The organism is Hyphomonas sp. (genome assembly GCF_016125515.1).
GTDB lineage: Bacteria > Pseudomonadota > Alphaproteobacteria > Caulobacterales > Hyphomonadaceae > Hyphomonas.
Window position 1 is genome coordinate 1 of the sequence record NZ_WGLO01000014.1, and the last position, 23,263, is coordinate 23,263.

19 protein-coding genes are annotated in these 23,263 nt (G+C 63.0%); 12 read left to right on the forward strand and 7 right to left on the reverse strand.

The annotated features are described in order from the left end of the window. Nucleotides 1-178 precede the first annotated feature (178 nt). The 4 genes from GC148_RS11980 to GC148_RS11995 all read right to left on the reverse strand — a co-directional run bounded on the left by GC148_RS11980 (nt 179) and on the right by GC148_RS11995 (nt 4,826). The gene (locus GC148_RS11980) at nt 179-1,738 is read right to left on the reverse strand and encodes a hypothetical protein (RefSeq protein WP_291070996.1); all 1,560 of its coding nucleotides are present in this window, start codon (nt 1,736-1,738) and stop codon (nt 179-181) included. 115 nt (nt 1,739-1,853) lie between these two features. Further along, nucleotides 1,854-2,921, reverse strand: coding sequence for an NAD-dependent epimerase/dehydratase family protein (locus GC148_RS11985; RefSeq protein WP_291070997.1), 1,068 nt, complete (start codon nt 2,919-2,921; stop codon nt 1,854-1,856). Next, nucleotides 2,918-3,859, reverse strand: coding sequence for an NAD-dependent epimerase/dehydratase family protein (locus GC148_RS11990; protein WP_291070998.1), 942 nt, complete (start codon nt 3,857-3,859; stop codon nt 2,918-2,920). Before GC148_RS11990 ends, GC148_RS11985 begins: the two co-directional genes overlap by 4 nt. Before the next feature lie 4 nt (nt 3,860-3,863). Further along, entirely contained in the window at nt 3,864-4,826 is a 963-nt protein-coding gene (locus GC148_RS11995) for an NAD-dependent epimerase/dehydratase family protein (RefSeq protein ID WP_291070999.1), read from the reverse strand. A 124-nt stretch (nt 4,827-4,950) separates the two neighbouring features. On the opposite strand from GC148_RS11995, the gene GC148_RS12000 reads away from it, so the two are divergent. After that, on the forward strand, nt 4,951-6,312 hold the full coding sequence (locus tag GC148_RS12000) for a glycosyltransferase (RefSeq protein WP_291071000.1): 1,362 nt from the start codon (nt 4,951-4,953) through the stop codon (nt 6,310-6,312). A gap of 3 nt (nt 6,313-6,315) precedes the next feature. Continuing rightward, a complete protein-coding gene (gene asnB / locus GC148_RS12005) occupies nt 6,316-8,217 on the forward strand; it encodes an asparagine synthase (glutamine-hydrolyzing) (protein ID WP_291071001.1) in 1,902 nt (633 codons plus the stop codon). On the opposite strand, the gene GC148_RS12010 is transcribed toward asnB, so the two are convergent. After that, entirely contained in the window at nt 8,218-9,162 is a 945-nt protein-coding gene (locus GC148_RS12010) for a sulfotransferase (RefSeq protein ID WP_291071002.1), read from the reverse strand. Between the two features lie 125 nt (nt 9,163-9,287). Here GC148_RS12010 and GC148_RS12015 point away from each other — a divergent pair, with 125 nt between their 5' ends. The 4 genes from GC148_RS12015 to GC148_RS12030 all read left to right on the forward strand — a co-directional run bounded on the left by GC148_RS12015 (nt 9,288) and on the right by GC148_RS12030 (nt 14,094). Beyond that, nucleotides 9,288-10,280 (forward strand): Gfo/Idh/MocA family oxidoreductase, encoded by a 993-nt coding sequence (locus tag GC148_RS12015; protein WP_291071003.1) that lies wholly within the window; start codon nt 9,288-9,290, stop codon nt 10,278-10,280. Between the two features lie 59 nt (nt 10,281-10,339). After that, nucleotides 10,340-11,695, forward strand: a complete 1,356-nt coding sequence (locus GC148_RS12020; protein ID WP_291071004.1) for a nucleotide sugar dehydrogenase — start codon at nt 10,340-10,342, stop codon at nt 11,693-11,695. A gap of 18 nt (nt 11,696-11,713) precedes the next feature. Further along, entirely contained in the window at nt 11,714-12,856 is a 1,143-nt protein-coding gene (locus tag GC148_RS12025) for a glycosyltransferase (protein WP_291071005.1), read from the forward strand. 77 nt (nt 12,857-12,933) lie between these two features. Further along, complete coding sequence (locus GC148_RS12030; protein WP_291071006.1) at nt 12,934-14,094, forward strand: DegT/DnrJ/EryC1/StrS aminotransferase family protein; 1,161 nt, start codon at nt 12,934-12,936, stop codon at nt 14,092-14,094. Between the two features lie 18 nt (nt 14,095-14,112). Here GC148_RS12030 and rfbA read toward each other — a convergent pair whose 3' ends face one another. Continuing rightward, entirely contained in the window at nt 14,113-14,985 is an 873-nt protein-coding gene (rfbA, locus tag GC148_RS12035; protein WP_291071007.1) for a glucose-1-phosphate thymidylyltransferase RfbA, read from the reverse strand. 104 nt (nt 14,986-15,089) lie between these two features. Further along, on the reverse strand, nt 15,090-16,142 hold the full coding sequence (gene rfbB, locus GC148_RS12040; RefSeq protein ID WP_291071008.1) for a dTDP-glucose 4,6-dehydratase: 1,053 nt from the start codon (nt 16,140-16,142) through the stop codon (nt 15,090-15,092). A 178-nt stretch (nt 16,143-16,320) separates the two neighbouring features. Between rfbB and ahcY the strand changes: the two genes are divergently transcribed. The 6 genes from ahcY to GC148_RS12065 form a co-directional block, all read left to right on the forward strand. Beyond that, on the forward strand, nt 16,321-17,730 hold the full coding sequence (gene ahcY / locus GC148_RS12045; protein ID WP_291071009.1) for an adenosylhomocysteinase: 1,410 nt from the start codon (nt 16,321-16,323) through the stop codon (nt 17,728-17,730). A gap of 15 nt (nt 17,731-17,745) precedes the next feature. After that, nucleotides 17,746-18,603 carry a formyltetrahydrofolate deformylase gene (gene purU / locus GC148_RS12050; RefSeq protein WP_291071010.1) on the forward strand — a complete coding sequence of 286 codons (858 nt, stop codon included), beginning with the start codon at nt 17,746-17,748 and terminating at the stop codon, nt 18,601-18,603. Between the two features lie 29 nt (nt 18,604-18,632). Next, nucleotides 18,633-19,814 (forward strand): methionine adenosyltransferase, encoded by a 1,182-nt coding sequence (metK, locus tag GC148_RS12055; protein WP_291071011.1) that lies wholly within the window; start codon nt 18,633-18,635, stop codon nt 19,812-19,814. Between the two features lie 138 nt (nt 19,815-19,952). Beyond that, nucleotides 19,953-20,207 carry a hypothetical protein gene (locus tag GC148_RS12060; RefSeq protein ID WP_291071012.1) on the forward strand — a complete coding sequence of 85 codons (255 nt, stop codon included), beginning with the start codon at nt 19,953-19,955 and terminating at the stop codon, nt 20,205-20,207. Beyond that, the gene (locus tag GC148_RS15965; protein ID WP_366063787.1) at nt 20,204-20,650 is read left to right on the forward strand and encodes a type II toxin-antitoxin system VapC family toxin; all 447 of its coding nucleotides are present in this window, start codon (nt 20,204-20,206) and stop codon (nt 20,648-20,650) included. The genes GC148_RS12060 and GC148_RS15965 overlap by 4 nt, the downstream gene beginning before the upstream one ends. Before the next feature lie 366 nt (nt 20,651-21,016). Further along, nucleotides 21,017-23,263, forward strand: a 2,247-nt coding sequence (locus GC148_RS12065; RefSeq protein ID WP_291071013.1) for a M10 family metallopeptidase C-terminal domain-containing protein, incomplete at its 3' end; no start/stop codon positions are given.

Below are 23,263 nucleotides of genomic sequence, written 5' to 3' on the forward strand. Positions count from 1 at the left end.
GAGCCACCTTCGCTTTGAAAGCCGGACTGTGATTCCGGCGGGGTCGTTTGGGCATGGTCGTCTCCTGTGCTCGGCAAAATAGCCGATCTGCAGGCAGAAATCTCACCTAACCACCCTGTTCAGATTTCCCGAGCCACCTCTGTACACTGATACCGTCGGGGGGCGTCCACCCCATCGCTTACGTCTGAGGCACTGCGCCGGACAGCAACCTGGAGCCTTCCAGCAGCCGGACGGGCACTTCACTGGCACCGTAGACGCCCGAACCGACAGAAGCGAGCCGCAACGAAGCGAGTTGCGCGCCGGTCAGCGTGTGCGCGCGCCTCGCGAGCGGCTGGCCATTGACCGAAAGGGCGAGGTCCGTTTCCGTGATTGACAGGCATATCCGCGCCTCGCCTGATTTCGGCCAGGGAAAAGGCGCGGCCAGAGTGTTCGGCATACGTACGACGCGCACAGATCCGTAATCGGTGAGGTCTGCCGGATCAATGCCCTTGTCCCGGCCAGCATCATAGACCGTGCCCCGGCGGCTTGCGAGTCCGAGCGCCAGGCCGTTGTCGTACCAGGCGGCAGAGTGAATACGGCGCGCCCACATTTCGTCGTACAGCTCCCCATCCGGCGTGGTAGGGTCACAGTCCTGGGCCGCCGCTTCCAGTAGCAGAGCCACTTCATCCCGGTACGGACAGCTATTGGAGCGCGCATCCTGGCCGCCGAACAGGGAGAATGCTTGCCAGGTTTCAGACGCAGAATCCCCTGAAAGGAGGTATCCCCACGGATAGTGCCCCACCCAGATTTTTCCGCCATAAATCGTCAGTGTCTGGCTCTCGCCATAGGCGTAGACGTTCAGCCCGGTGCCGAGCTTCTGCATGATGTCTTCGCCGAATGTCAGCGCTTCAAGCCGTTCGCCGTCGAAGGCCAGAACGAGGCCGCTGGGAAAGTGGCCAATCAGGAGGCGTTCTCCGGCCACGGCCATCCCATAGCCTTCGTTGCCGGAGCGGAAGACGTGCGCGAAATCGGCAGCAACCTCGATGCCCGCCCGGGTTATTCGGTAAAGCCGCATCGTCCGGTCCGGTGACGCATCGGCGCCGTCCGTCAACCAGAAAGCACCGCGCCAGCCGATGATGGCGTAAACATCCGACGCGGCGATCCAGTGATAGCGCCGGATATTGCGAGCGGTTTCCCACGACGGCTGCCAGTCTGCGACCGTTATCCACGCCCGGCCCGATGCTGAATCAACATGCGCCACCGCGATGCGCCCGTCATAGTAAGCGCTGGTGCGGATGGACCCGCAATACGACAGGACGGGACGTGCGCCATAGAAGACCTGCTCGACGCCGTGCGGAAATATGAGATCGAACGCACCGACCGGAATGACATTGCACAAGCTGGCGGCCGGCACCGGATTAACCGGCGTATAGTTTGCCCACCGCTGACCATCAAAGGCCCTGTGGGACGCCGTATCGATCAAGGTTTCCCGAACATTGCGAAGATCGGGCCTCCAGAAGGTTTCTGAAGGCCGCCCGAGATCTTCGAACTCAGGCATGTCGTCCGGCCTGCGGCAAGCGCATTCGATATGCCGGAAGGAAAGCAGCCCGCGCGTTTGCGCTGAGTTTGGAAAACCAAGGCTCAGCCGGACTCCATCGCCCTCATACTCCGCCAGCGTGCCAAGCGCGCGGCCGGTATCTTCTCCGAGTTCAAGCTCAAAGCAGGCTTCAACCTGGGGAAGGCAAAGCGCGTGGGGCATATTCAATCTCCTCTGCGCAATCCCTCGAAGCGGGCTGCAAAACACTTAAACGCGCAGGAGAGGAGATCCCGTCGTCGTTCAGACGTATATAAGACAACACACCTGGCGGCGCACTTCAATCCACAAGATAAGATGCAATATTCAGTCTCGCGCGATGCCGGCCCATGCAGGTCTTGATGCGCTCTAGGTTCGCGCGGGTCCAGACCACCGTGCGCGCGATGCCTTCATCAATAGCAACCTCGGTCTCAAAAGCCAGCTTGCCGCGTGACTTGGCAGGGTCTCCGAACCGGTTTCCGGAGCTGTCCCAGTCACGTCTCGGCTTAAGCTCATGCGGCGCGGTGTTCCCCGACTCGCGGTTGATCAGGTCAGCGAGCTCACGGATCGTCACTTCGCGCCCGGACGCGAGATTGTAGGCTTCGCCGGGTTCGCCCATCAGCGCGCAGGCAATCAGCCCGCGCACGATATCGTCCACGTAGATGAAATCGCGCGAAGTCTCACCGGCATTGTCGAGCGGCAGCGCCTCGCCATGCAGCGCCTTAAAGACGAAAGTCGGCGTCACATTGCGCCAGACCGTATGCGGCGTACCGCGCCAGTCGCCGGCGCCGAGAATCTCGCCCGGCCCATAGACATTCTGGAACCGGGCTTTCACGAACGGCATCTGATGGCGCGTGAAAAAGTAGTTCCCGTACATTTCACCAACCAGTTTCGAGATCGAATAGGGACTGTCCTGATAGAGCGACACCGGCGCATCCTCCGGCGTCGCGGCCGCCGCGCCATAGGTCTTCTCGGCAACCGCGCATCCCGCCGCCGAATAGACGACCTTGCGGACCGGTTTCATGTCCTTCAGCCGGTTAAACAGCTTGAGGCTCGTGAGCGTGTTGTTCGCATGGTCCGCCAGCGGATCGGCAATCGATGACTGGTTGCCATGATAACACGCGAGGTGCCACACATAGTCGACATCGCCCGGAAGCAAAGCCAGAACCGCATCATCTGCAATCGAGCCTCGAATCAACTGAACCCGCCCATCGCCGGGAACGTTCGAGAGATCGGCCGACAGGAAATTGTCGACGATAGTGACGACTTCCGCCCCCTCTGCGAGCAGGCGTTGGACGAGGTTTGAACCTACAAACCCCGCCCCACCGATCACCAGTGTCCGCGCCCCGGAAAGCGACAATGCCGTCATGATCCATATCCTGCCGGCGGGCGCACATGCCCATAGACCGTATGCACACCGTTTACATCATACCAGGCCAGCATCCGCTTCAGGCTTTCGCCAAAGCTGATCTCGGCCTTCCATCCAAACGCCGCCTCCGTGCCTGAAGGGTCAAGCACGACCGCAGCCACATCGTCCGCTCCCGGAGGAACCACCTCCGGCTCAGGCGCCTCGGCGCCGAGATAGGAAGAAACCCCGTCATAGACTTCGCGGATCGAATGCCCTTCGCCGCTGGAGGCATGAAACACGCCGCGCGGCCCGCCCGGAACAAGAGCGAGGTCAATCAGGCGGATGAAATCCTGCATGTCGAGAAAGTCGCGAACGGTATCCGAACAGAAACAGGCCTTGCCGGCTTTCAGCCGCGAATAGAATGCAGGCATCGGCCCGATCGAGAGTCGCGGTCCAGTAACATTAGCGATCCGGAAAGATAGGGCATCAAGGCCGCTCGCAAGCACATAGAGCTCACCTGCAACTTTCGAAACACCATAGCTCGTGAACGGTCGCAGCGGCGCGTCGATCGCAACCGGCACAACGTCCGGCCGGCCATAGCATAGCGCTGTCTGAAGGTTCAGGAACCGCACGCCGCCCGCCGCCTCTGCCGCGCGCACGACATTCAGCGTGCCCGCGGCATTGACTTCAAGGTCACCGGCCCAGTCGTCCGGATCCTTGTAGCTCGCCGCCGCATGAATGATCGCCTCCGGGCGAAAACTCTCGACTTCCGCCTTCACCAGCGCCGCGTCCGTCACCGATCCTGCAACCACGCGCAGGCGACTACCTGCGGGCGGCAAGGCCTCACGCACCGATGTTGTGAAGGTGTCGATCACCGAGATCTCATCGCCGCGCGCCAGAAGGTGCTCAACCAGATTGGCGCCCAGGCAACCCGCCCCGCCGGTGATCAGTACTCGCATGTGTTCAGCGCTCGCCCGTCGTCTCGGCGGGGAGCTTCAGATGTGTATACTCTCCCAGCACGCCGTATTCGCGGTAATAGTCGATCGCCGCCGGAATGAACTCCGTCAGCGGCGTAAACCGGATCTCGCCGAAATCCTTGAACGTCCGGCTGGGATCGAGAAGGATCGAGGCCGCGTCATCGGGCCCCAGCGGGCGCACTTCGGGCTCCGGATAATCGTTCAGCTTCATCGCCATCACGACGGCGTCGTAGAGTTCCCGGATGGCAATATCCTTGCCTGAACTGAAATGATACGTGCCCTGACCTGCACCATCGGCCGCCCGCACGACTGTTCGCGCGAGGTCGCCCGCATAGACGAAATCCCGGCGCGCTTCGGTCACAAAACAGCGCTTCCCGTCGCGCAGCCGCGAAAAGAAGATCGGCAACGGGCCCGACACATTACGCGGGCCGATGACATTCGCGAGCCTGAAAGTCACGAAGTCGAGGCCGGAAAGCTCGATATAATCCTCGGCCGCCGTCTTCGAGATGGCATAGCTCGAATTGCCGGGGTTCTTCGGGTGCGAAAGCGTGATCGGCTGCTCGAGCGGTTTGACACCGTAACAGAGCGCTGTCTGAAAATAGATGAACCGGCCGGTCTTCGCCGCCTTGGCGGCCTTCACCACATTGACGGTGCCGACGACATTGGTCAGCGTGTCGGAGTACCAGTCCTCCGGGTCCTTGTAGGAAGCGGCGGTATGGATGACGACATCCGGAGACACCGCCTCGAACACGCGGGAGATGAATGCCGGATCGGCAATCGAGCCTTCCATGAAGCTGGAAGCGGCGCTGGCCGGCGGCAGGTGTTCCGGCCGGCCAGTGGTGAAATCGTCGAGGCCAATCACTCGGTCACCCCGAGCCAGCAGCAGTTCAGCGACGTGCGAGCCGACCTGCCCGGCAGCGCCTGTAATCAGGATAGTCTTCTGTGTCATGCAACGCAGCTATAGACGGCTTGCCGCCCCGCGCCAACCGGGCGCGGCGGGCAAAGCGCAGGCCCCGCCTTGCGCGGCCCGCCGGGGCATGGGAAGGCGCAGACGAAGCCTTGGCGAGACCAAATTGAGCGACCTGAAACCGCGCTATTATCTCCTGGCCGCGTCGCAGATCGCGGATGATCCGCGCGTCCGGCGCATGGGCGACAGGCTGCATGCCATGGGCCGCGACGTCACGGGAATCGGCCTCGCCGGCGCCCGCTCAGCCCCGCCGGACTGGCCAATCCTGAGTGTCAGCCTGCCTGAACGCGTGGTCACGCAGACGATTGCGGCAAAGCTCGAACGCAAACTCGTCAGTCTCGCCGTCTCGCCGATGATCCCTGCCGCCGCGCTGCTGGATATGGCCGGCTCAGCCCATGCCGGATCGGTGCGCGACATCCGCACCCGGATCCGCAGCTTGAACCGCCCGGTGCCGGGCCTGTTGCGGGCCGCAGAACGCCGCCTCGCCATGCTGCGCCTGTCACCGGAAGAGCAGCTATATGCGAGGTTCTGGCGAATGTGGCCTGCCGCCGGCGTCCTGCGCGCCGCCGCCCAGGGCCTGCCCGGCCCGGCTATCTTTGTCGCCAATGACTGGCAGATGCTCCCAGTCGCCGCAGCAGCCGCCGAAGAGGCCGGCGGCATCACCGTTTATGACAGCCACGAGCTGGCCACTGAGGAATATGCCGAACGGCCTGAATGGCGCCGTGCCGTCCGGCCTGTCGTCGCAGGCATCGAGTCGCGCTACGTGGAGAACGCGCGGGTCATCAGCTCGGTCTCACCGGGTATCTCGGCGCATCTGCAGAAAGCTTACGGCGTGAGCGCCCCGCATTTCACGCTCCGCAACGCGCCCGCCTACCAACCTACCCCCTTCAGGCCCGCCGGCCGCCCGATCCGTGTCCTCTATCACGGCATCGTTGCGCCCGGCCGGGGCCTCGAGGCCTCGATCGAGAGCGTCGCGCGTTGGCCGGCAGATTTCAGCCTCACCATACGCGGGCCGTCGAGCCTGCCGGGCTATACTGAGCAGCTCACCGCGCTCGCCGCCGCAAAAGGCGTCGCGAGCCGTGTCATGCTCGCCCCGCCCGTCGCAATGACGGCGCTGGTCGCTGAGGCGCGCCCCTTCGATATCGGCCTTATGGCCCTGCCGGGCCACTCCCTCCACAACCAGTTCGCCTTGCCCAACAAGGTATTCGAATACCTGATGGCCGGGCTCGCGCTCGCGGTCAGCGACCTGCCGGAGATGGCAACGCTCGTGAAGGAGACCGGCGCTGGCTTCCTCGTCGGGGATGGCTCCGCCGCAGCCATCGCTGCTGCGATCAATGCGCTGGACCCCGCCGTCCTCGATGCCCAGCGGGCGCGGGCGCTGGAAGCGGCGAAAATCTACAACTGGGAAACCGAGTCGGCTTCCGTAATCGACGCCTATGAAAGCGCCTTCCGGGCGGCTATCGGGTAGGCCATGTGCGGTCTCTTCATCTCGGTTGGCTTCGCGCCGGATCGGCGTCACATCGACGCCGTCGTTCACCGCGGCCCGGACGGTGAGGGCTGGCGGGTTTTCGACAGTCCCGCCGGGCCGGTCGCGCTCGGCCATCGCCGCCTCAGCATTATTGACCTCGATACCCGCGCCGCCCAGCCGATGGCGACCCCTGACGCGCGATACTGGATGGTCTTCAACGGCGAGATCTACAATTACATCGAACTGCGCGACGAGCTGCGCGCCGCCGGAGCCGTATTCCGCACCGAATCGGACGGCGAAGTCCTGCTCGAAGCCGTTCGGGCCTGGGGGCCCGCTGCGCTCGACAAGCTGATCGGCATGTATGCCTTCGCGATCTGGGACGACCTGGAAAAGACGCTGCTGATCGCCCGCGACCGGGTCGGTATAAAGCCGGTCGTCTACCATGCCTCCGCCGGAGGCGCCGCTTTCGGCTCGGAGATCAAGCAGCTGCTCGACCTTCCGACGTTCGGGCGCAAGATCAACCTCGCCCGCGCCCACAATTTCTTCTCGAACGGCGTGACCGACCACCTCTCCGCAACCATGTTCGCGGATGCCGCAAATCTGGGTCCCGGCCGCTATATCCGGCTCGACCTCAAGACCTGGCGGCCCGGCCAGCCGCTGCCGATCACGGACTACTGGCGCCCGCCCGGGCCAGACGGCCGGATCTGGTCCGAAAAGGAGGCTGCGGACAAGTTCCGGGACCTGTTCCTGGACTCGGTCCGCCTGCACATGCGGGCAGATGTGAAGGTAGGCTCGTGTCTCTCCGGCGGCCTCGACAGTTCCTCAATCGTCTGCGCCCAGATGGCTTCATGGCCGGCTGGAACCGAACCGTTGAATGCCATCAGCGCGGTCTTCCCCGGATCGGCGGTGGACGAGTCGCAGTTCATTGATGACGTGATCGAGACCTCCGGCGCGAACTCGATCCGCACCACATTTGATGTGGGCGCCTTCATGGAAGATACGCAGGCCGTACTCACCGCGCAGGACGAGCCCTACGGCTCGACCAGCCTGCATGCTCAGTACCGCGTCTTCAAGACGGCCCGCGAGAACGGCATCAAGGTCATGCTGGATGGTCAGGGCGCGGACGAAATTCTCGGCGGCTATCATGGCTGCTTCCATTTTCACTATGCCCGCCTGATCCGGCAACGGAAATTCGGTGAGCTCCTCAGAACGCTCGCCGAGCGAAAAACCTGGCACGGCATCGGCTATCGCCAGCAGCTCTGGCCTTACCTCTCGCGCCTGCCCGCGCCGCTGCGCCGGCTGGTTCGCCCACCCGGCCCCCCGGCGCCGCCCGGCCTTGGCTGGATGGATACGCCGCTGATGCGCGCGCACGCGCCGAAAGAAGGCGACACCCTCTCGCAGGCCCTGGCCGCCGAAGGCCTTCCGCCGGTCGTCGGCCTCGGCCCCTACTGCGTGATCCTGACGCGCTCGACCAATCTGCCAATGCTGCTGCGATACGAAGATCGCAATTCGATGGCACACGGCATTGAAGCCCGCGTACCTTTCCTTGATCACCGCCTGATCGAATTCTGCCTGCGCCTCGGCGATCAGCACAAGATCGTCGGCGGCGATACCAAGCGCGTTCTGCGCACGGCAATGACAGGACTCCTGCCGGAAACCGTCCGTGAGCGGAGAGACAAGCTCGGCTTCGCCACGCCGGAGGAGACCTGGTTCAAGGGCCCGCTGCGGCCGGTAATCGAAGCCGGTATCGAGGATACCCTCGCGCTCTACCCGGAACTCTTCAACGCCGCGCTCGTTCGCCAGCATACACGCGAGATGCTGGACGGTGTCCGGCCATTCGACTTCTCACTCTGGCGCATTTATATCTTCGGCGTCTGGGGCCGGAACTACGGCATGAGCCTCTGATTAACCTCGCCCCCGCCAGGCGAGGCCTGCCCATCGCGCCGGATCGCGCGCCAGATGCGCATCGAAGTCGCGCTGATCCTCTTCACTGAGCGATACGGGCCGCGGCGCAGAAAACTGCGGCAAACCAGCGCGCAGGCGCCCGCGCAGGATGCTCAAATTACTGACAATCCGCTCCACTTCAGCGTCCGGCGCATCCAGGAAGTCCTCATACCAGAGCGACGCAAACCGCCCCGGCGCCAGCCGATCGCCTGCCTCGGATACTGCCCGCGAAAACTCGAACTGATTCTCGAGCACCTGCGCCGCCGGAGAGAGTTGCCGCAAGGCCTCCACATTTCGGGGTGTGGCCGAATTCCACGTGCGCGGATCACCCTGCACGGTGTAACGGGCCGCGAGATCGGACACGGCCGCCGCCGCCGCGTCCCGCCGGATCCAGATGAAAGCGGACCTCGGCGCGGCTTCTGCGAGCGCTTTGACCCGGAAACAGTTCCAGGCATTCTTGGCGAGCAGCGGCCCGCCGGTCGCCGCCTCGATACAGGACAGGGTCCGGCGGAAATGCACGGACCGGCCCGGCAACAGACCCGCGCTGACCTCCTCGGACGGATGACCGCCGCCGCACCAGTTCGCGAAGATCGCCGATCCCTCGGACGGTGCGTTGCGGCCTTCCGTCTTGCCGAAGCGGCTCTCGAATCCCTCGGGCATGCTCTCTGCGCGGCGCGCCCGATAGCTCGCGAGGATGCCCACCGCCGGGTGAAGCGGGGTTTCAGCATTCGCTCGGTTGGAGATGCATGCGAGGCCCAGCGCGCGCGCAAATGCCTGATAGAACAGGGTACTGCCGGTGCGCGGCGCGCCGAGGATGAACACACAGGCCGCCTCTGACGGCCCCGGGTGCGCCGCGAAGAGTTCGGCCTCGACCTGCGCCGGATTATCTTGAAACGTCTGGTTCATCAGAAGATCCAGTTCGATTGCATCGTTCGAGCTGTCCATAGCAGGAACTGCCGCCTTGACGACAGCCGCTTTGAACGTGTTTACAGCCACCTGACCCAATCGTCCCAAGACAGAGCGCGCCAGCCATGACCACTCCCGCCCCGGCTATCAGGATTGCGCAGATTGGCGCGGGGTACTGGGGCAAGAATCTCGCCCGGAATTTCGCAGAACTCGGCGCCCTTGCAGGCATCGTCGACGGCCATCCGGCCACGGCTGCGCGTGAAGCCGAAAAGAATGGCGTGCCGGTGCTTTCGCTCGATCAGGCTCTCGCGGATCCGGCTATCGCCGGCGTGTCGATCGCCGCGCCGGCCGAGCACCACGCTTCGCTCGCGCTGACAGCATTCAGCGCAGGAAAACACGTCTTCGTCGAGAAGCCGCTCGCGCTGACGCTGGAAGACAGCCGGGCAATGTGCGCCGCGTCCGAAACCGCAGGGCGCATCCTGATGGTCGGCCACCTTCTGCAGTATCATCCGGCGTTCCAGACGCTGCTCGATTTCGTGCAAAGCGGCCAGATTGGCACCCTGCGATATGCTTATTCAAACCGGCTCAGCCTTGGCAAACTGCGCACGGAAGAAAACGCCCTCTGGAGCTTTGCACCGCACGATCTGTCGATGCTGCTGGCGCTGTTCGGCGAACGCCCCGAGACGGTGTCCGGCGGCGGCAGCGCCTGGGTGACACCCGGCCTCGAAGACGAGTTCCGGCTGGACATGACCTTTTCCGGCGGGCGCCGGGCGCACGTGTTTGCCTCCTGGCTTCATCCGTTCAAGGAGCATCGCCTCGTGGTCGTCGGCGAGACCGGCATGCTTGTCTTTGAAGACTCGGCCACGAAGCCGGAAGACAAGCTGCGGCTTTACCGCCACACAGTTGACCACAAGGCCTCCGGGCCGGAAGCTGTCAAATCCGATCCTGTGGCGCTTGCCTTCCCGGCCGATGAGCCGCTGAAGCGCGAATGCCAGCATTTCCTCGATTGCTGCGCCTCGGGCGCGACGCCGCGTACGGACGGAACTGAAGCCCTGCGCGTCGTTGAAACACTCCTGCGCGCCGAAGCCGGCGCGCGCTCTGGCGTGATGGTAACCTAGTTTCCGGCCCGAACGGCCGCTTTCATTCCTTTGCCCCCTCCACGCGTAGAGAGACCAGCATGCTGACGACCTCGAAATCTGCTGAAACCATGTCAAGGACCTATGTCGCGCGCGCGCAGAAGCGTGACCTTTGCATCGGCATAATGGGGCTTGGCTATGTCGGCCTGCCGCTTTCGGAAGCCTTTCTTTCGGCGGGCTTCCGAGTGCTCGGCTTCGATATCGACAGCGCCAAGATCGACGCGCTCACCTCGGGCAAGACCTACATCGCGCACATACCCGATCAGCGGATTGCGGCGATGATGGCGACCGGACGGCTCGAAGTCACATCGGATGAAGGCCGGCTCGCCGCTGCGGACGCGCTTCTGATGTGCGTTCCGACGCCGCTGAACATTCACCGCGAGCCAGACATATCTTACGTCCGTCACACAACGGAAATGATCGCACGCCATTTGCGCCCCGGACAGCTGGTCGTTCTGGAATCGACGACCTATCCCGGCACGAGCGACGAAGTCGTGCAGGTGATCCTTGAAACCACCGGCCTGAAAGCCGGCGTCGATTTTGCGATCGCCTATTCGCCCGAGCGCGAAGATCCCGGCAACATTGACTTCTCGACATCCAGCATCCCGAAAGTCGTCGGCGCCAACACGGACGCCGAACGCGAGATGGCGATTGCGGTTTACGAGGCGATCACGAAAGTCGTGCCGGTCTCGGACATGAAGACGGCTGAAGCCGTTAAACTCACTGAAAACATCTTCAGGCTGATCAATATCGCCCTGTCGAACGAGCTCAAGACTGTCTTCCAGGGCATGGGCATCGACGTCTGGGAAGTCATCGACGCCGCCAAGACAAAACCGTTTGGCTTCATGCCTTTTTATCCAGGTCCGGGCCTCGGCGGTCACTGCATCCCTATTGATCCCTTCTACCTCACCTGGAAGGCGCGCGCACATGGCGAGACGACGCGGTTCATCGAACTGGCGGGCGATGTCGTCACCCGCATGCCGAAGATCGTCATTGAGGCGCTCGCTGAAGCGATGAGCGCGCACCTTCAGAAATCGGTCGCCGGCAGCCGTGTCCTCGTTGCAGGCCTCGCCTATAAGAAGAACGTCGACGATATGCGTGAGAGCCCATCGTTGCACCTCATTCACATGCTGCGAGAACGGCGCGCACACGTCGATTATCATGATCCGCACATCCCCCTTGTTCCGACAACGCGCGATCACCCGGAATTCTCCGGGATGAAATCCGTGGCGCTGACGGAGGCTAATCTCAAGTCCTACGACTGTGTGCTGATCTCTACCGATCACGACGCGGTCGATTATGAATTTCTTGTCAGGCATGCGCCGCTTGTCATCGATACGCGGAACGCCGCAAAGAACATCTCAGCAGACCTTCGCCATAAGATAGTGAAGGCCTGATAGGGAGTTTGGTCCGGCGTGCAGGGGAAACGCGAGTTGCAGAAACTGCTCATCCTCGCCCGGCATTATCCTCCCGCAATTTCCGGCGGCGCGAGGCGTCCCTTTCTTCTGGCGAGAGGCCTGCGCGCAGAAGGCGTTGATGTGCGCATCTGCGCGCCGTCTTTGCCCGAAGGCGAACCCGGATGGGCGGTTGCACATCCGAACCGCGATCCTTCGGACGCGCCGGCCTCCCCCGGCTTCAGCCTTCGCGCCGTTGCGCGGGACTGGCTGCTTTGGCCGGACCCTGACATTCGCTGGTGCGCCCGCGCCGCGCGCACAGTGATCGCGAGCGGCTGGCGGCCGGACTGGGTGCTTTCGACAAGCCCGCCTGAATCCGTTCATGTCGCAGGCGAGCGCCTTGCATCTGCGCTTGGCTCCCGCTGGGCGGCGGACTTCCGCGACTCCTGGCTCGATGCGCCCCACCGCGTCGAGCGGCGCCGTTGGCATCGACGCCTTGGAGAGCGATGGCTCGCCCGGCATTTGTTGCCGAAGGCCGACCTTGTGCTTGCAGTAGACCCGGTCGTCGCAGCCGAAGCGGCGAAACTGGGTGCACGAGCCCCGGCGGTGATGCCGCACTTCACTTCGGGCGCACCGGCAACGCCGCATGTTTTCCCGCCCGCAACCCTCAACATTGTGCATGCCGGTTCTATTGAGCTTTCCGACCCCGAGGCCCGCATCGAAGCCCTGCTTGCGCCATTCGAAAAAGCCGCTTCGGCGCGCACAGAGCTGCGCCTCCACCTTGTCGGTCGCATCAGTGCGCGCGAGCGTGCGGCGATCGATGCGAGCTCGGCAGCGGGCGCTATTATGACGTACGGGCCGCTGCCTTACGAAGAAGCGCGCAGCTACATGGCCGGAGCCGACGCGCTTGCCTTCGTCGCTTCCGGAAAGATGCATGTTCCACCGAGCAAGATAGCCGATTATCTCGCGTTCGACCGACCGGTTCTGGCCTGTGGCGAAGGTCTCTGGCGCGCCGATCCGCGCGTTCCGGCCACCCGGGCCGTCGACATTCTGCTCGGCTTGCAAAAAGGCGCGGGCAGGAACGTTGCGGCCTTGACCCTGACCGAGGCCGAAGCGGCCAGGCTGTTTCTTGAACTCGCCGCAACTTGCTGTAACGAGGCGTGATTTGCGGCCCCGAAACCGTTCGTTTAGTCCAATTGCCGCAAGGCCGAACAAAGGCCAAATTGAGGAAAGTCGCGTAAATGTCCATCGCCTTCATCGACCTTCAAGCCCAGCGCAAGCGTATCGAAAAAGAGATCAATTCTGCGGTCCAGAAAGTGATTGAAGGCGGCGCCTACATCATGGGTCCGGAAGTGAAACAGTTCGAGACTGCGCTGGCCGCCTATTCCAGCGCCAGGCACGCGCTGGGCTGCGCAAACGGAACCGAGGCGATTGTCCTGCCGCTTATGGCTTGGGGCCTGCGGACTGGTGACGCCGTCTTCTGCCCGAGCTTTACTTTCTGCGCTACCGGCGAAGTTGTGCCCTGGATGGGCGCCACCCCGGTCTTTGTCGATGTTGAACCGAATACCTACAACATCAACCCAGACCATCTCGTCGCGCAGATCGAACGCGTGCTCAAGGAAGGCAAGCTGAAGCCGAAAGCCATCATCGGCGTCTGCCTGTTCGGCCAGGCCGCCAATTATCCGCGCCTGCGAGAGATCGCCGACCAGTACGGACTGAAACTGATTGCCGACAGCGCGCAAGGCTTTGGCACGACGATCAACGGCAAACACCCGTCAGACTGGGCCGATTGCGTTACGACGAGCTTTTTTCCCGCCAAACCTCTGGGCTGCTACGGAGATGGCGGCGCCATCATCACCAACGACGCCGCACTGACCGAGGTGATGGACAGCCTTCGGGTCCACGGCAAGGCGGTCGCGTCTGACCTGAAGGGCAAGACGTTCGACCATGATCCGAAGTATCTCAACATGCGGGTTGGCATGAATTCCCGCCTCGACACGATCCAGGCCGCGATCCTGAACGAGAAATTGAAGATCTTTGCGGACGAGATCGACAAGCGCAACGTTGTCGCGGCGCGCTATAACGAGCTGCTTCGCCCGCACGTCGCCGCCGTGCCTTTCGTGAAGCCGGGTTACATCTCGAGCTGGGCGCAGTACACGATTGAGCACGACAACAGAGACGGCCTCGCCGCGCACCTGAAGGCGCGCGATATTCCTACCGCAGTCTATTATCCGGTGCCGATGCACATGAACGAAGCCTATCGACGCTGGGCACCGCCTGCGGGCGAGTTGGCGGTCACAGAAAAACTGTCAACGCGCGTGATATCGCTGCCGATGCACCCCTACCTCGATACGGCGACGCAGGACGTGATCATAGATGCCGTCCGCAGCTTCAACGGCTGAAGCGGGGCGTCGGCCCGGTCATGCCGGCCGCTTGTTCAGCAGTCCGAGAAGATAGGGTCGGAAACTGTTGACATAGCCATGGGCGAGGCGTTCGAGCGCCTCGTCCGTCACGAACCCTTTTCGCCAGGCGATTTCTTCGAGGCAGGCAATCTTCAGGCCCTGGCGGCGTTCGACGGTCTGCACAAAGTGGGATGCGTCGAGGAGGCTGTCGAACGTACCGGCGTCGAGCCAGGCGAAGCCGCGCGGGAGGCAGACAACGTTGAGCTTGCCGTCCTTGAGGTAGGCGGCGTTGATATCCGTGATCTCGATTTCTCCGCGAGCGGAGGGCTTCACATTACGGGCTATCTCGACCACGCCTGCATCGTAGACATAGAGGCCGGTTACAGCCCAGTTGCTTTTGGGGGATTTCGGCTTTTCCACGATCGAGACCGCCCGGCCGGACTTGTCGAGTTCGACGACCCCGAAACGTTCGGGGTCCTGAACCTGGTAGGCGAAGATAGTGGCCCCGGATCCCGGCTGGACGGCGTCCATAAGCAGTCCGGAGAGGCCTGCGCCATAGAAGATGTTATCGCCGAGAATGAGCGACGCCGCTGAACCTTTGAGAAAGGACGCGCCCAGAATGAAAGCATCGGCGAGGCCGCGCGGCTCGTCTTGCACCGCATACTGAATATCGATTCCGAGCGAATGTCCGTCTCCGAGCAACGCCTTGAAGGAAGCCAGCGATTCCGGGGTCACGATGACGAGGATTTCGCGAAGGCCTGCAAGCATGAGGACAGACAGCGGATAGTAGATCAGAGGCTTGTCATAGATCGGCAGCAATTGCTTGGAGAGGCCGCGCGTTGCCGGATCGAGCCGTGTGCCGCGTCCGCCTGCAAGAATGATACCCTTCATGCGCGCATGAGCCCTTTTGTCTTTGCGGCCGAAGCCGAGTTTTTCGTCTCGAAGCTTAGCCCCAGTATACTGCAGGTCAACCGGGCGACCGCGGCGTGAGGCATTCATCCGGCACTCAGGCCGAGCCGCTGGCCGGTATAGGCGCGTGCGCGTAGCGGCGCCCACCAGTCTTCGTTCTCGAGATACCAGCGCACGGTGCCTTCCATGCCGGCTTCGAAGGCAATTTTCGGGCGCCAGCCGATATCGTGCGCGATCTTGCTGCAGTTTACGCTGTAGCGGAAATCATGCCCCGGCCGGTCCGCGACAAAGCGGATCAGGTTTGCGTGCGGTGCGCGCTCCGGGAAGCGGGCATCGAGCAGGGAGCAGATCGTGTTGACAACTTGCAGGTTAGTACGCTCGGCGCCGCCACCAATCATGTAAGTCTCCCCCGCCGGAGCCATGCGGGCGAGCGCGATCAGGGCGCGGGCATGATCATCGACGCAAAGCCAGTCACGCACATTTTCACCCTTGCCATAGACGCTGATCGGCGCGCCCCGGAGCGCATTAAGGATCGTCAGTGGAATGAGCTTTTCAGGAAACTGACGGGCGCCGTAATTGTTGGAGCAGTTCGAGACGACGACGGGCAGACCATACGTGCGATGCCAGGCGCGGACGATATGGTCAGAACCCGCCTTGCTGGCCGAATAGGGCGATGAAGGGTCATAAGGCGTCGCTTCGGTGAACTGGCCTTCCGCCCCGAGCGCGCCAAAGACTTCATCGGTCGAGACGTGCACGAAGCGAAAGCGGGCGGCCTCTTCAACCGGGAGCTTTGTCCAGTATTGGAGGGCGGCTTCGAGGAGTTGGTAGGTGCCGACTACGTTTGTCTGGATGAAGGCGGCGGCGGAATCGATCGACCGGTCGACATGGGTTTCAGCGGCAAGGTGGAAGACGGCGTCCGGGCGGGCCACGGCCATAAGGTCACGCATCGCCGGGCCGTCGCAGATATCGGCCTGAGCGAAGCGGTAGCGCGGATTGCCGGCAAAGGCGGCGAGCGAGGCGAGGTTGGCGGCGTAGCTCAGCTTGTCGACGACCGTGAGTTCGGTATCCGGTTCCTGCATAAGTGCATGGCAGAGGGCAGACCCGATGAAGCCGGCGCCGCCCGTCACAAGGTATTTCATGGCGCTCTCCGGTACAATTCAGCAACGTCGTTTGAGCGCGCATAGCATGGCGGCGCGGCCTTGCGGAATAGGTTGCACTGAAGCGTCCGGCAGATCGCAGCTCAATCGGCGCGGCAGGCGTTGCCTCAAGGGACGCCGCATGCTAACCGCGCCGCAAAGCATATAAAGGATCGTTGATATGGCTGCTCAGGGCAAAGTGAAAGACTACCATGTCGCGGACATCTCGCTCGCCGAGTTTGGCCGCAAGGAGATCGCGATTGCCGAGACCGAAATGCCCGGCCTGATGGCTGCGCGCGAGGAATTCGGGCCCTCGCAGCCGCTGAAGGGCGCGCGCATCTGCGGCTCGCTGCACATGACCATCCAGACCGCGGTCCTCATCCAGACGCTCGAAGCCCTCGGCGCAAAGGTGCGCTGGGTCTCCTGCAACATCTACTCGACGCAGGACCATGCCGCCGCAGCGATCGCCGACAACGGCACGGCCGTCTTCGCCTACAAGGGCGAGACGCTGGAAGAATACTGGGACTATACCGACCGCATGTTCCAGTGGCCGGACGGCAAGGGCCCGAACCTGATCCTCGATGATGGCGGCGACGCCACCATGTACCTGATCGTCGGCGAGAAGGCCGAGGCGGACGCCTCGATCCTCAACAATCCGGGCTCGGAGGAGGAGAAATACTTCTTCGCCCAGATCCGTAAACGCATGCAGGCCTCTCCCGGCTGGTTCGGGAAGACCAAGGCCGGCGTGCGCGGCGTCTCGGAAGAGACGACCACGGGCGTCAACCGCCTCTACCAGCTCGAGAAGAAGGGCGAGCTGCCCTTCCCGGCCATCAACGTCAACGATTCCGTCACCAAGTCGAAGTTCGACAACAAGTATGGCTGCAAGGAATCCCTCGTCGATGCGATCCGGCGCGGCACGGATATCATGATGGCCGGCAAGAAGGCCTTTGTCGCCGGCTACGGCGACGTGGGCAAAGGCTCTGCCGCATCGCTTTCCGGTTCGGGCGCCCGCGTGGCCGTCTCCGAGATCGACCCGATCTGCGCCCTGCAGGCGGCGATGGACGGCTACGAAGTGATGACCATGGACGAGGCCGCGCCGAAGTTCGACATCTTCGTCACCGCGACCGGCAACAAGGACATCCTCACGCTCGACCACATGCGCGCGATGAAGGACATGGCGATCGTCTGCAATATCGGCCACTTCGACAACGAGATCCAGGTCGAGGCCCTGCGCAATTACCAGTGGACGAACATCAAGCCGCAGGTCGACATGATCACCTTCCCGGATGGCAAGCGCATCCTGCTGCTCTCGGAAGGCCGGCTCGTGAACCTCGGCAACGCCACCGGCCACCCGAGCTTCGTGATGTCCGCCTCGTTCACCAACCAGACGCTCGCCCAGATCGAACTCCACGTGCGCGGCAGCCAGTATGAGAACAAGGTCTACACCCTGCCCAAGCACCTCGACGAGAAGGTTGCCCGCCTCCACCTCGACAAGCTTGGCGTCAAGCTGACCGAGCTATCGGGCGAGCAGGCGAACTATATCGGTGTCGAGACCTCGGGCCCGTTCAAGCCGGAACATTACCGCTACTAACTACCGGGGACGCGCGTGGCGCAGGGTTTCATACTCACCCTTTCCTGCCCGGACCGGGTCGGCATCGTCGCGCGCCTCGCGCGGCTGATGGAGCAGCATGACTGCTTCATCGTGGCCTCGCGCACGTTCGGAGACATAGAGACCGGGCGCTTCTTCGCCCGGCTCGTCTTCAACATGAACGGCAACGGCGACCAACCCGGCGCCGTGCGCGCCGGGATGAAATCTGTCGGCGAGGAGCTCGCCGCAGACTGGACGATCCGTCCGTCTGCGGAGCGGATGAGAGTGCTCCTGCTCGTCTCGAAGTCGGATCACTGCGCCAACACGCTGCTCTACGCGGCGCGGCGCGGCGAACTCCCCATCGACGTGACCGGCATCGTCTCCAACCATGACACGCTCAAGGCGAGCTTCGCGCACTGGAACCTGCCCTGGTTCCACGTGCCGGTCACAGCGGCGACGAAAGCCGCCGCCGAGGCACGCCTGATGGACATCGTCGCAGAGACCGGCTCCGAACTCGTTGTCCTCGCCCGCTACATGCAGGTGCTCAGCCAGGACGCCTGCCGCAGGCTCGAAGGCCGCGTTATCAATATCCACCATTCCTTCCTGCCAGGTTTCAAGGGCGCGCAGCCCTACCATCAGGCCCATGCCCGCGGCGTGAAAGTCATCGGCGCGACCGCGCACTATGTGACCGCCGACCTCGACGAAGGCCCGATCATCTCGCAGGTCACCGAACACATCGACCATTCGTTCACGCCGGACGACATGGTCGAAACCGGACGCCATATCGAAGGCATCGCGCTCCTGCGCGCGGTCAAGGCCCATGCCGAACACCGCGTCTTCCAGAATTCCGGCAGGACCGTCGTCTTCGCCCGCTAAAACCATCAGCCCTCAGAGGAAACAAGACAATGTCCCTGAAATCCCACGAGTTCACCAGCGAGAGCGTTGCCGAGGGCCATCCCGACAAGGTTTCCGACCAGATTTCTGACGCTGTCGTCGACCTCTTCCTGTCCCGCGACCCGACCGCAAAGGTCGCCGTCGAGACCCTCTGCACGACCAACCTCGTCGTCCTCGCCGGCGAAGTGCGCACCAATAACGGCGCGGTCATCACCCGGGAGGAGATGAACGAGGCGGCCCGCAGGGTGGTCAAAAAAATCGGCTATGAGCAGGAGGGCTTCCACTGGCAGAACATGACCGTGCAAAACCACGTGCATGGCCAGTCGGCCGAGATCGCGCAGGGGGTCGAGGCCGGCCAGGGCCTCTTCAAGGAAGAAGGCGCCGGCGACCAGGGGATCATGTTCGGCTATGCCACGACCGAGACGCCGGAACTGATGCCGGCAACCCTCGTCTATTCCCACCAGATCCTCGAGCGCCTTGCGCAGCTGCGCCATTCCGGCCAGCACAAGCAGCTTGAGCCTGACGCCAAGAGCCAGGTCACGCTGCGCTATGAAGGCTCGCGCCCGGTCGGCGTCAATGCCGTGGTCGTCTCGCACCAGCACAAGAAAGACGTCAGCCAGGAAGAACTCCGGGAAATCATCCGCCCCGTCGTCCAGTCCGTGCTGCCGGACGGCTGGTTCCCGCCGGAAGACAAGTTCTACGTGAACCCTACCGGCAGCTTCTATATCGGCGGGCCGGACGGCGACTCCGGTCTCACTGGCCGCAAGATCATCGTCGATACCTATGGCGGCGCCGCGCCGCATGGCGGCGGCGCCTTCTCCGGCAAGGACCCGTCCAAGGTCGACCGTTCGGCCGCTTACGCCACCCGCTACCTCGCCAAGAATATCGTGGCCGCCGGGCTTGCCGAACGCTGCACGATCCAGGTCAGCTACGCCATCGGTGTCGCCCAGCCCCTGTCGATCTATGTGGACACGCACGGCACCGGCAAGGCCGACGAGGACCGCATCTCCGGGGCCCTGCGGAAACTGTTCGATCTCTCCCCGGCCGGCATCCGCAGGCACCTGAGCCTTGCCGCGCCGATCTACAGCCCGACGGCCGCCTACGGACACTTTGGCCGGGCTCCGGGCACGGATGGCACGTTCAGCTGGGAGAAGACCGACCTTGCGGCCGAACTCAGGGCGCTCGTGAACTGAAGCGCCGCGCAGCCTTCAGGGCGAGCGGGGCCCAGACCCGCGGCCGCCAGCAGCAGGAGTGAAGCCGAGAGTGGGGCAAGCTGACTTGTCTACAACAGCGCATACTGATATCATTACTATCGTAATGGAGGCTTTCCAATGGCAAACGTCGTTACCATAAATCGAAAGGACGTCATCGAGCTGATCGAGCAGGCGGCCCTTAAACTGACGGGCGGCAACAAGACCGAAGCGGTCGCACTTGCGCTCCGGCGCCTGCTGGATCAGGACGCGCGCGCCGGAGACCTCTTCGGCGCCCACAAGGGCGGTGTTCGCGTCGGTGCCGGAATCGACCTGACCGAACCGGCACTGGACGTGGAGCCTGACGCGCAGACAGGCCGCGAGCTGGAACATTGACCGGGCGACTACTGCTGGACACCCATATCGTCCTCTGGCTCGACAGCGGAGACGCGCATTTGCGCCCCGAAACGCGAGCTACCCTCGAGACGTGCTGGCGCGCCGGGGGCACGCTGCTGGTAAGCGCGGTCACAGCCTGGGAGATAGCGCTCCTGTCAGATCTTCGCCGGATCCAGCTGGACTTACCCGCAGCTGACTGGATTGAGCGCTTTCTGGGGCGTCCCGGCGTAGAGGCCGTGCCCCTGTCCTGGCGCGCCGCATGCGGCGCCTATGGGCTTAAAGACCTTAAACATCGCGACCCTGCCGACCGAATGCTGATTGCGACAGCGATAGAATTGAAGTGTCCACTTGTTTCATATGACAAGCGCATCACAGAGTTCGCGCTTGCCTTTGGGGGCCAATACCGCTTTTCGCTTTCCGGGCCTGTTACGGACCGCTTTTGAACCCGCCGCGGGCGCGGGGAGTTCCTTCATCTGCGCCGTCAGCGCCGACGACAGCAAACCTCTGGCCGCGCTGCGGACAAGGCGGCAAGCTGGTAATTGTCCTGCCGTGCGCCCACGCCGCAAGATTCGGCAAGACTGGGCATTTACGCGTGTCATGTTTTGACAGACGCGGGTCGGCGCTGACTGTTTACTCTCAATTGCGGCTTTAACTACGGAGGGGCCCGCGCGCCGGCACTCACCCGCCGTTCAGGCCTGTTCCGATTAGATCCCTGTTCACGCCCGGGCTCTTGCCTGACGGCGAATTCCCGCAATAGTGCGGGATAACCGTGTCCGGCATCATTCCGGCGTAATTCTGGAGTTCGCTCAATGGCTTTCGATTCTCGTCAGGAACTGGACAGGACGGAATGGCGCAGCCCCGGCGGCGCCGATTTGCTTGAAGCAACCACCTTCAGCATTGGCGCATCGCCTGCCTTTTATGCCCCGCTGGACACATCCTTCGCCCCCCCCGGGCGCGCCACCTTTGCCTACCGCACCCATACCCTGAACTGCTGCCCCTGCGGGCAGGATCACTCAGCGGAGTTACTGGCACATAAGAGCGCCATTGCGGCAGGCGCGCTCCAGGCGCAGGCCGCCGCCGGCCCCCTGAACGCTCCGCCCGGCTCCCCGCAGGCGGCGACCTTCAGCTTTCCCGGAGAAATTCCCGGAGATGTGTCGACAACCTTCACGCTGAATATCGGCGATACAATCATCAGCCAGATTGAGACGAGCGGCGACCAGGACTGGTTCCGGGTCGAGTTGCAGGCAGGGGTGACCTACGAGTTTACCCTGAACGGCACCGGGGCAACACCTCTTGGCGACCCGTTCCTCGAGATCATGAGCTCTGCCGGCGTCCAGCTCAAGACGAACGATGATGGCGGCACGGGACTCAATTCTCTGCTGCGGTTTACGCCGACGACGACGGGGGTCTATTACATCAACGCGCATGGCTGGGCCGACGCGAACGGCGTCACCGGAACAGGAAGCTATGCCCTGTCGGCGATCCAGGCCCCGCCTCTGCCCACATACTCGATCGGGCAGATCGCTCAGTACCTGGTCAACGGCTCTGAGCCAGGGCTCGGCCCGCGCTGGCAGACCACTACGATCACCTATAACATTGAAGACCTCAATGCGGATGAGCGGGCGATGGCAGAGCGCGCGCTCAACATGTGGGCAGCGGTTACACCGCTGACCTTTGTCCGCACGACCGGTACGGCGAATATCACATTTGTAAACTCCGAGGCCGACGATCCGAACGCCTCAGGCGATGGTGATCCGTCCGCTTATGCCCGCACCTCCACGAGCGGATCGTCGATTGTCTCGTCCCTGATTGTGATCAGCTCAAACTGGGCACCGCCGAATCCGGCGTCCAGTTCAGGCTGGTTCGACAGCTATGCCCAGCAGACCTATATCCATGAAATCGGCCACGCCCTCGGCCTTGGACACTCCGGGCCGTATAACAACACCGCGGACTATGGCACGGACAATATCTACACCAACGACATCATGGCCTATACGGTCATGTCATACTTCGATCAGCTCGAAACCGGCTTTGGCAGCTTCCGGTATGTTCTTGGCCTGCAACAGGCAGACATTGCTGCAGCCCAGCTCCTTTACGGGACAAACCCGGCCGGCACGTTCAACGGCAACACGACGTTCGGGTTCAATTCCTCCGCGCCCGGCACAAACATTGACTGGTCGCAATATGTCCTTGTGAGCGGGGTCACATATCTGCGCCCCCCGTCGATGACGATCTATGATACGGGCGGCGTCGACACAATCAACCTTTCGGGCTTCGCCCAGCCTCAGATCCTTGACCTGCGCCCCGGTACGTTCTCGAGCCTCGGCGACCGCCCGGGGCAGACACCGGTCCACTACGTCAATGTTGTCGCCATTGCAGAAGGCACAATCATCGAGAATGCCGTCGGCGGCAGCGGTAATGACCGCATCACTGGTAACAGCGCCAACAATACGATCACGCTTGGCGCCGGCGCCGACACCTTCGTCTACGCTCCGAACGGAGGCGCAGACACGATCACGGACTTTGCTGTTTCCGCCGACAGAATAGACCTGACAGCGTTTTCCTCGGCCGACGCGCTTGCTGCCTTCAACGGCCGCACGAGCTCGGGCGGCGGCACATTGCTGACCTTCGGCGCCGGCCAGACCATCCTTCTTCAGGGCGTTTCGACCGGGCAGCTCGCCCAGTCGAACCTGATCCTCTCCGCCAGCCCGCCTCCTCCACCTCCACCTCCACCTCCACCTCCACCTCCACCTCCACCTCCACCTCCACCTCCACCTCCACCTCCACCTCCACCTCCACCTCCGCCGCCGGTGCCGACGATTTCAGGCACGTCCGGCAATGACGTGTTGAACGGCACGGCCGGCGACGACGTGATTGACGGCCTTGCCGGCAATGACACGATCTTCGGCCTGGGGGGCAACGACACGCTTCTGGGCGGCGCGGGCGAGGACAACCTTCACGGCGGCGCGGGGGCCGACACGCTGAACGGCGGGGCGAACAACGACAACCTTTACGGCGACGCGCAGGACACCTTCATCGGGGGTGACGGCTATGAC

Excerpts from the sequence above, each read along its gene's own strand:
- ahcY (WP_291071009.1), top strand. The coding sequence starts at position 16,321 with ATGGCTGCTCAGGGCAAAGTGAAAGACTACCATGTCGCGGACATCTCG.
- GC148_RS11990 (WP_291070998.1), bottom strand. The coding sequence starts at position 3,859 with ATGCGAGTACTGATCACCGGCGGGGCGGGTTGCCTGGGCGCCAATCTG.
- GC148_RS11995 (WP_291070999.1), bottom strand. The coding sequence starts at position 4,826 with ATGACACAGAAGACTATCCTGATTACAGGCGCTGCCGGGCAGGTCGGC.
- rfbA (WP_291071007.1), bottom strand. The coding sequence starts at position 14,985 with ATGAAGGGTATCATTCTTGCAGGCGGACGCGGCACACGGCTCGATCCG.
- GC148_RS12030 (WP_291071006.1), top strand. The coding sequence starts at position 12,934 with ATGTCCATCGCCTTCATCGACCTTCAAGCCCAGCGCAAGCGTATCGAA.
- asnB (WP_291071001.1), top strand. The coding sequence starts at position 6,316 with ATGTGCGGTCTCTTCATCTCGGTTGGCTTCGCGCCGGATCGGCGTCAC.
- GC148_RS12020 (WP_291071004.1), top strand. The coding sequence starts at position 10,340 with ATGCTGACGACCTCGAAATCTGCTGAAACCATGTCAAGGACCTATGTC.
- metK (WP_291071011.1), top strand. The coding sequence starts at position 18,633 with ATGTCCCTGAAATCCCACGAGTTCACCAGCGAGAGCGTTGCCGAGGGC.
- GC148_RS12010 (WP_291071002.1), bottom strand. The coding sequence starts at position 9,162 with ATGAACCAGACGTTTCAAGATAATCCGGCGCAGGTCGAGGCCGAACTC.
- rfbB (WP_291071008.1), bottom strand. The coding sequence starts at position 16,142 with ATGAAATACCTTGTGACGGGCGGCGCCGGCTTCATCGGGTCTGCCCTC.
- GC148_RS11985 (WP_291070997.1), bottom strand. The coding sequence starts at position 2,921 with ATGACGGCATTGTCGCTTTCCGGGGCGCGGACACTGGTGATCGGTGGG.
- GC148_RS12060 (WP_291071012.1), top strand. The coding sequence starts at position 19,953 with ATGGCAAACGTCGTTACCATAAATCGAAAGGACGTCATCGAGCTGATC.
- GC148_RS11980 (WP_291070996.1), bottom strand. The coding sequence starts at position 1,738 with ATGCCCCACGCGCTTTGCCTTCCCCAGGTTGAAGCCTGCTTTGAGCTT.
- GC148_RS12015 (WP_291071003.1), top strand. The coding sequence starts at position 9,288 with ATGACCACTCCCGCCCCGGCTATCAGGATTGCGCAGATTGGCGCGGGG.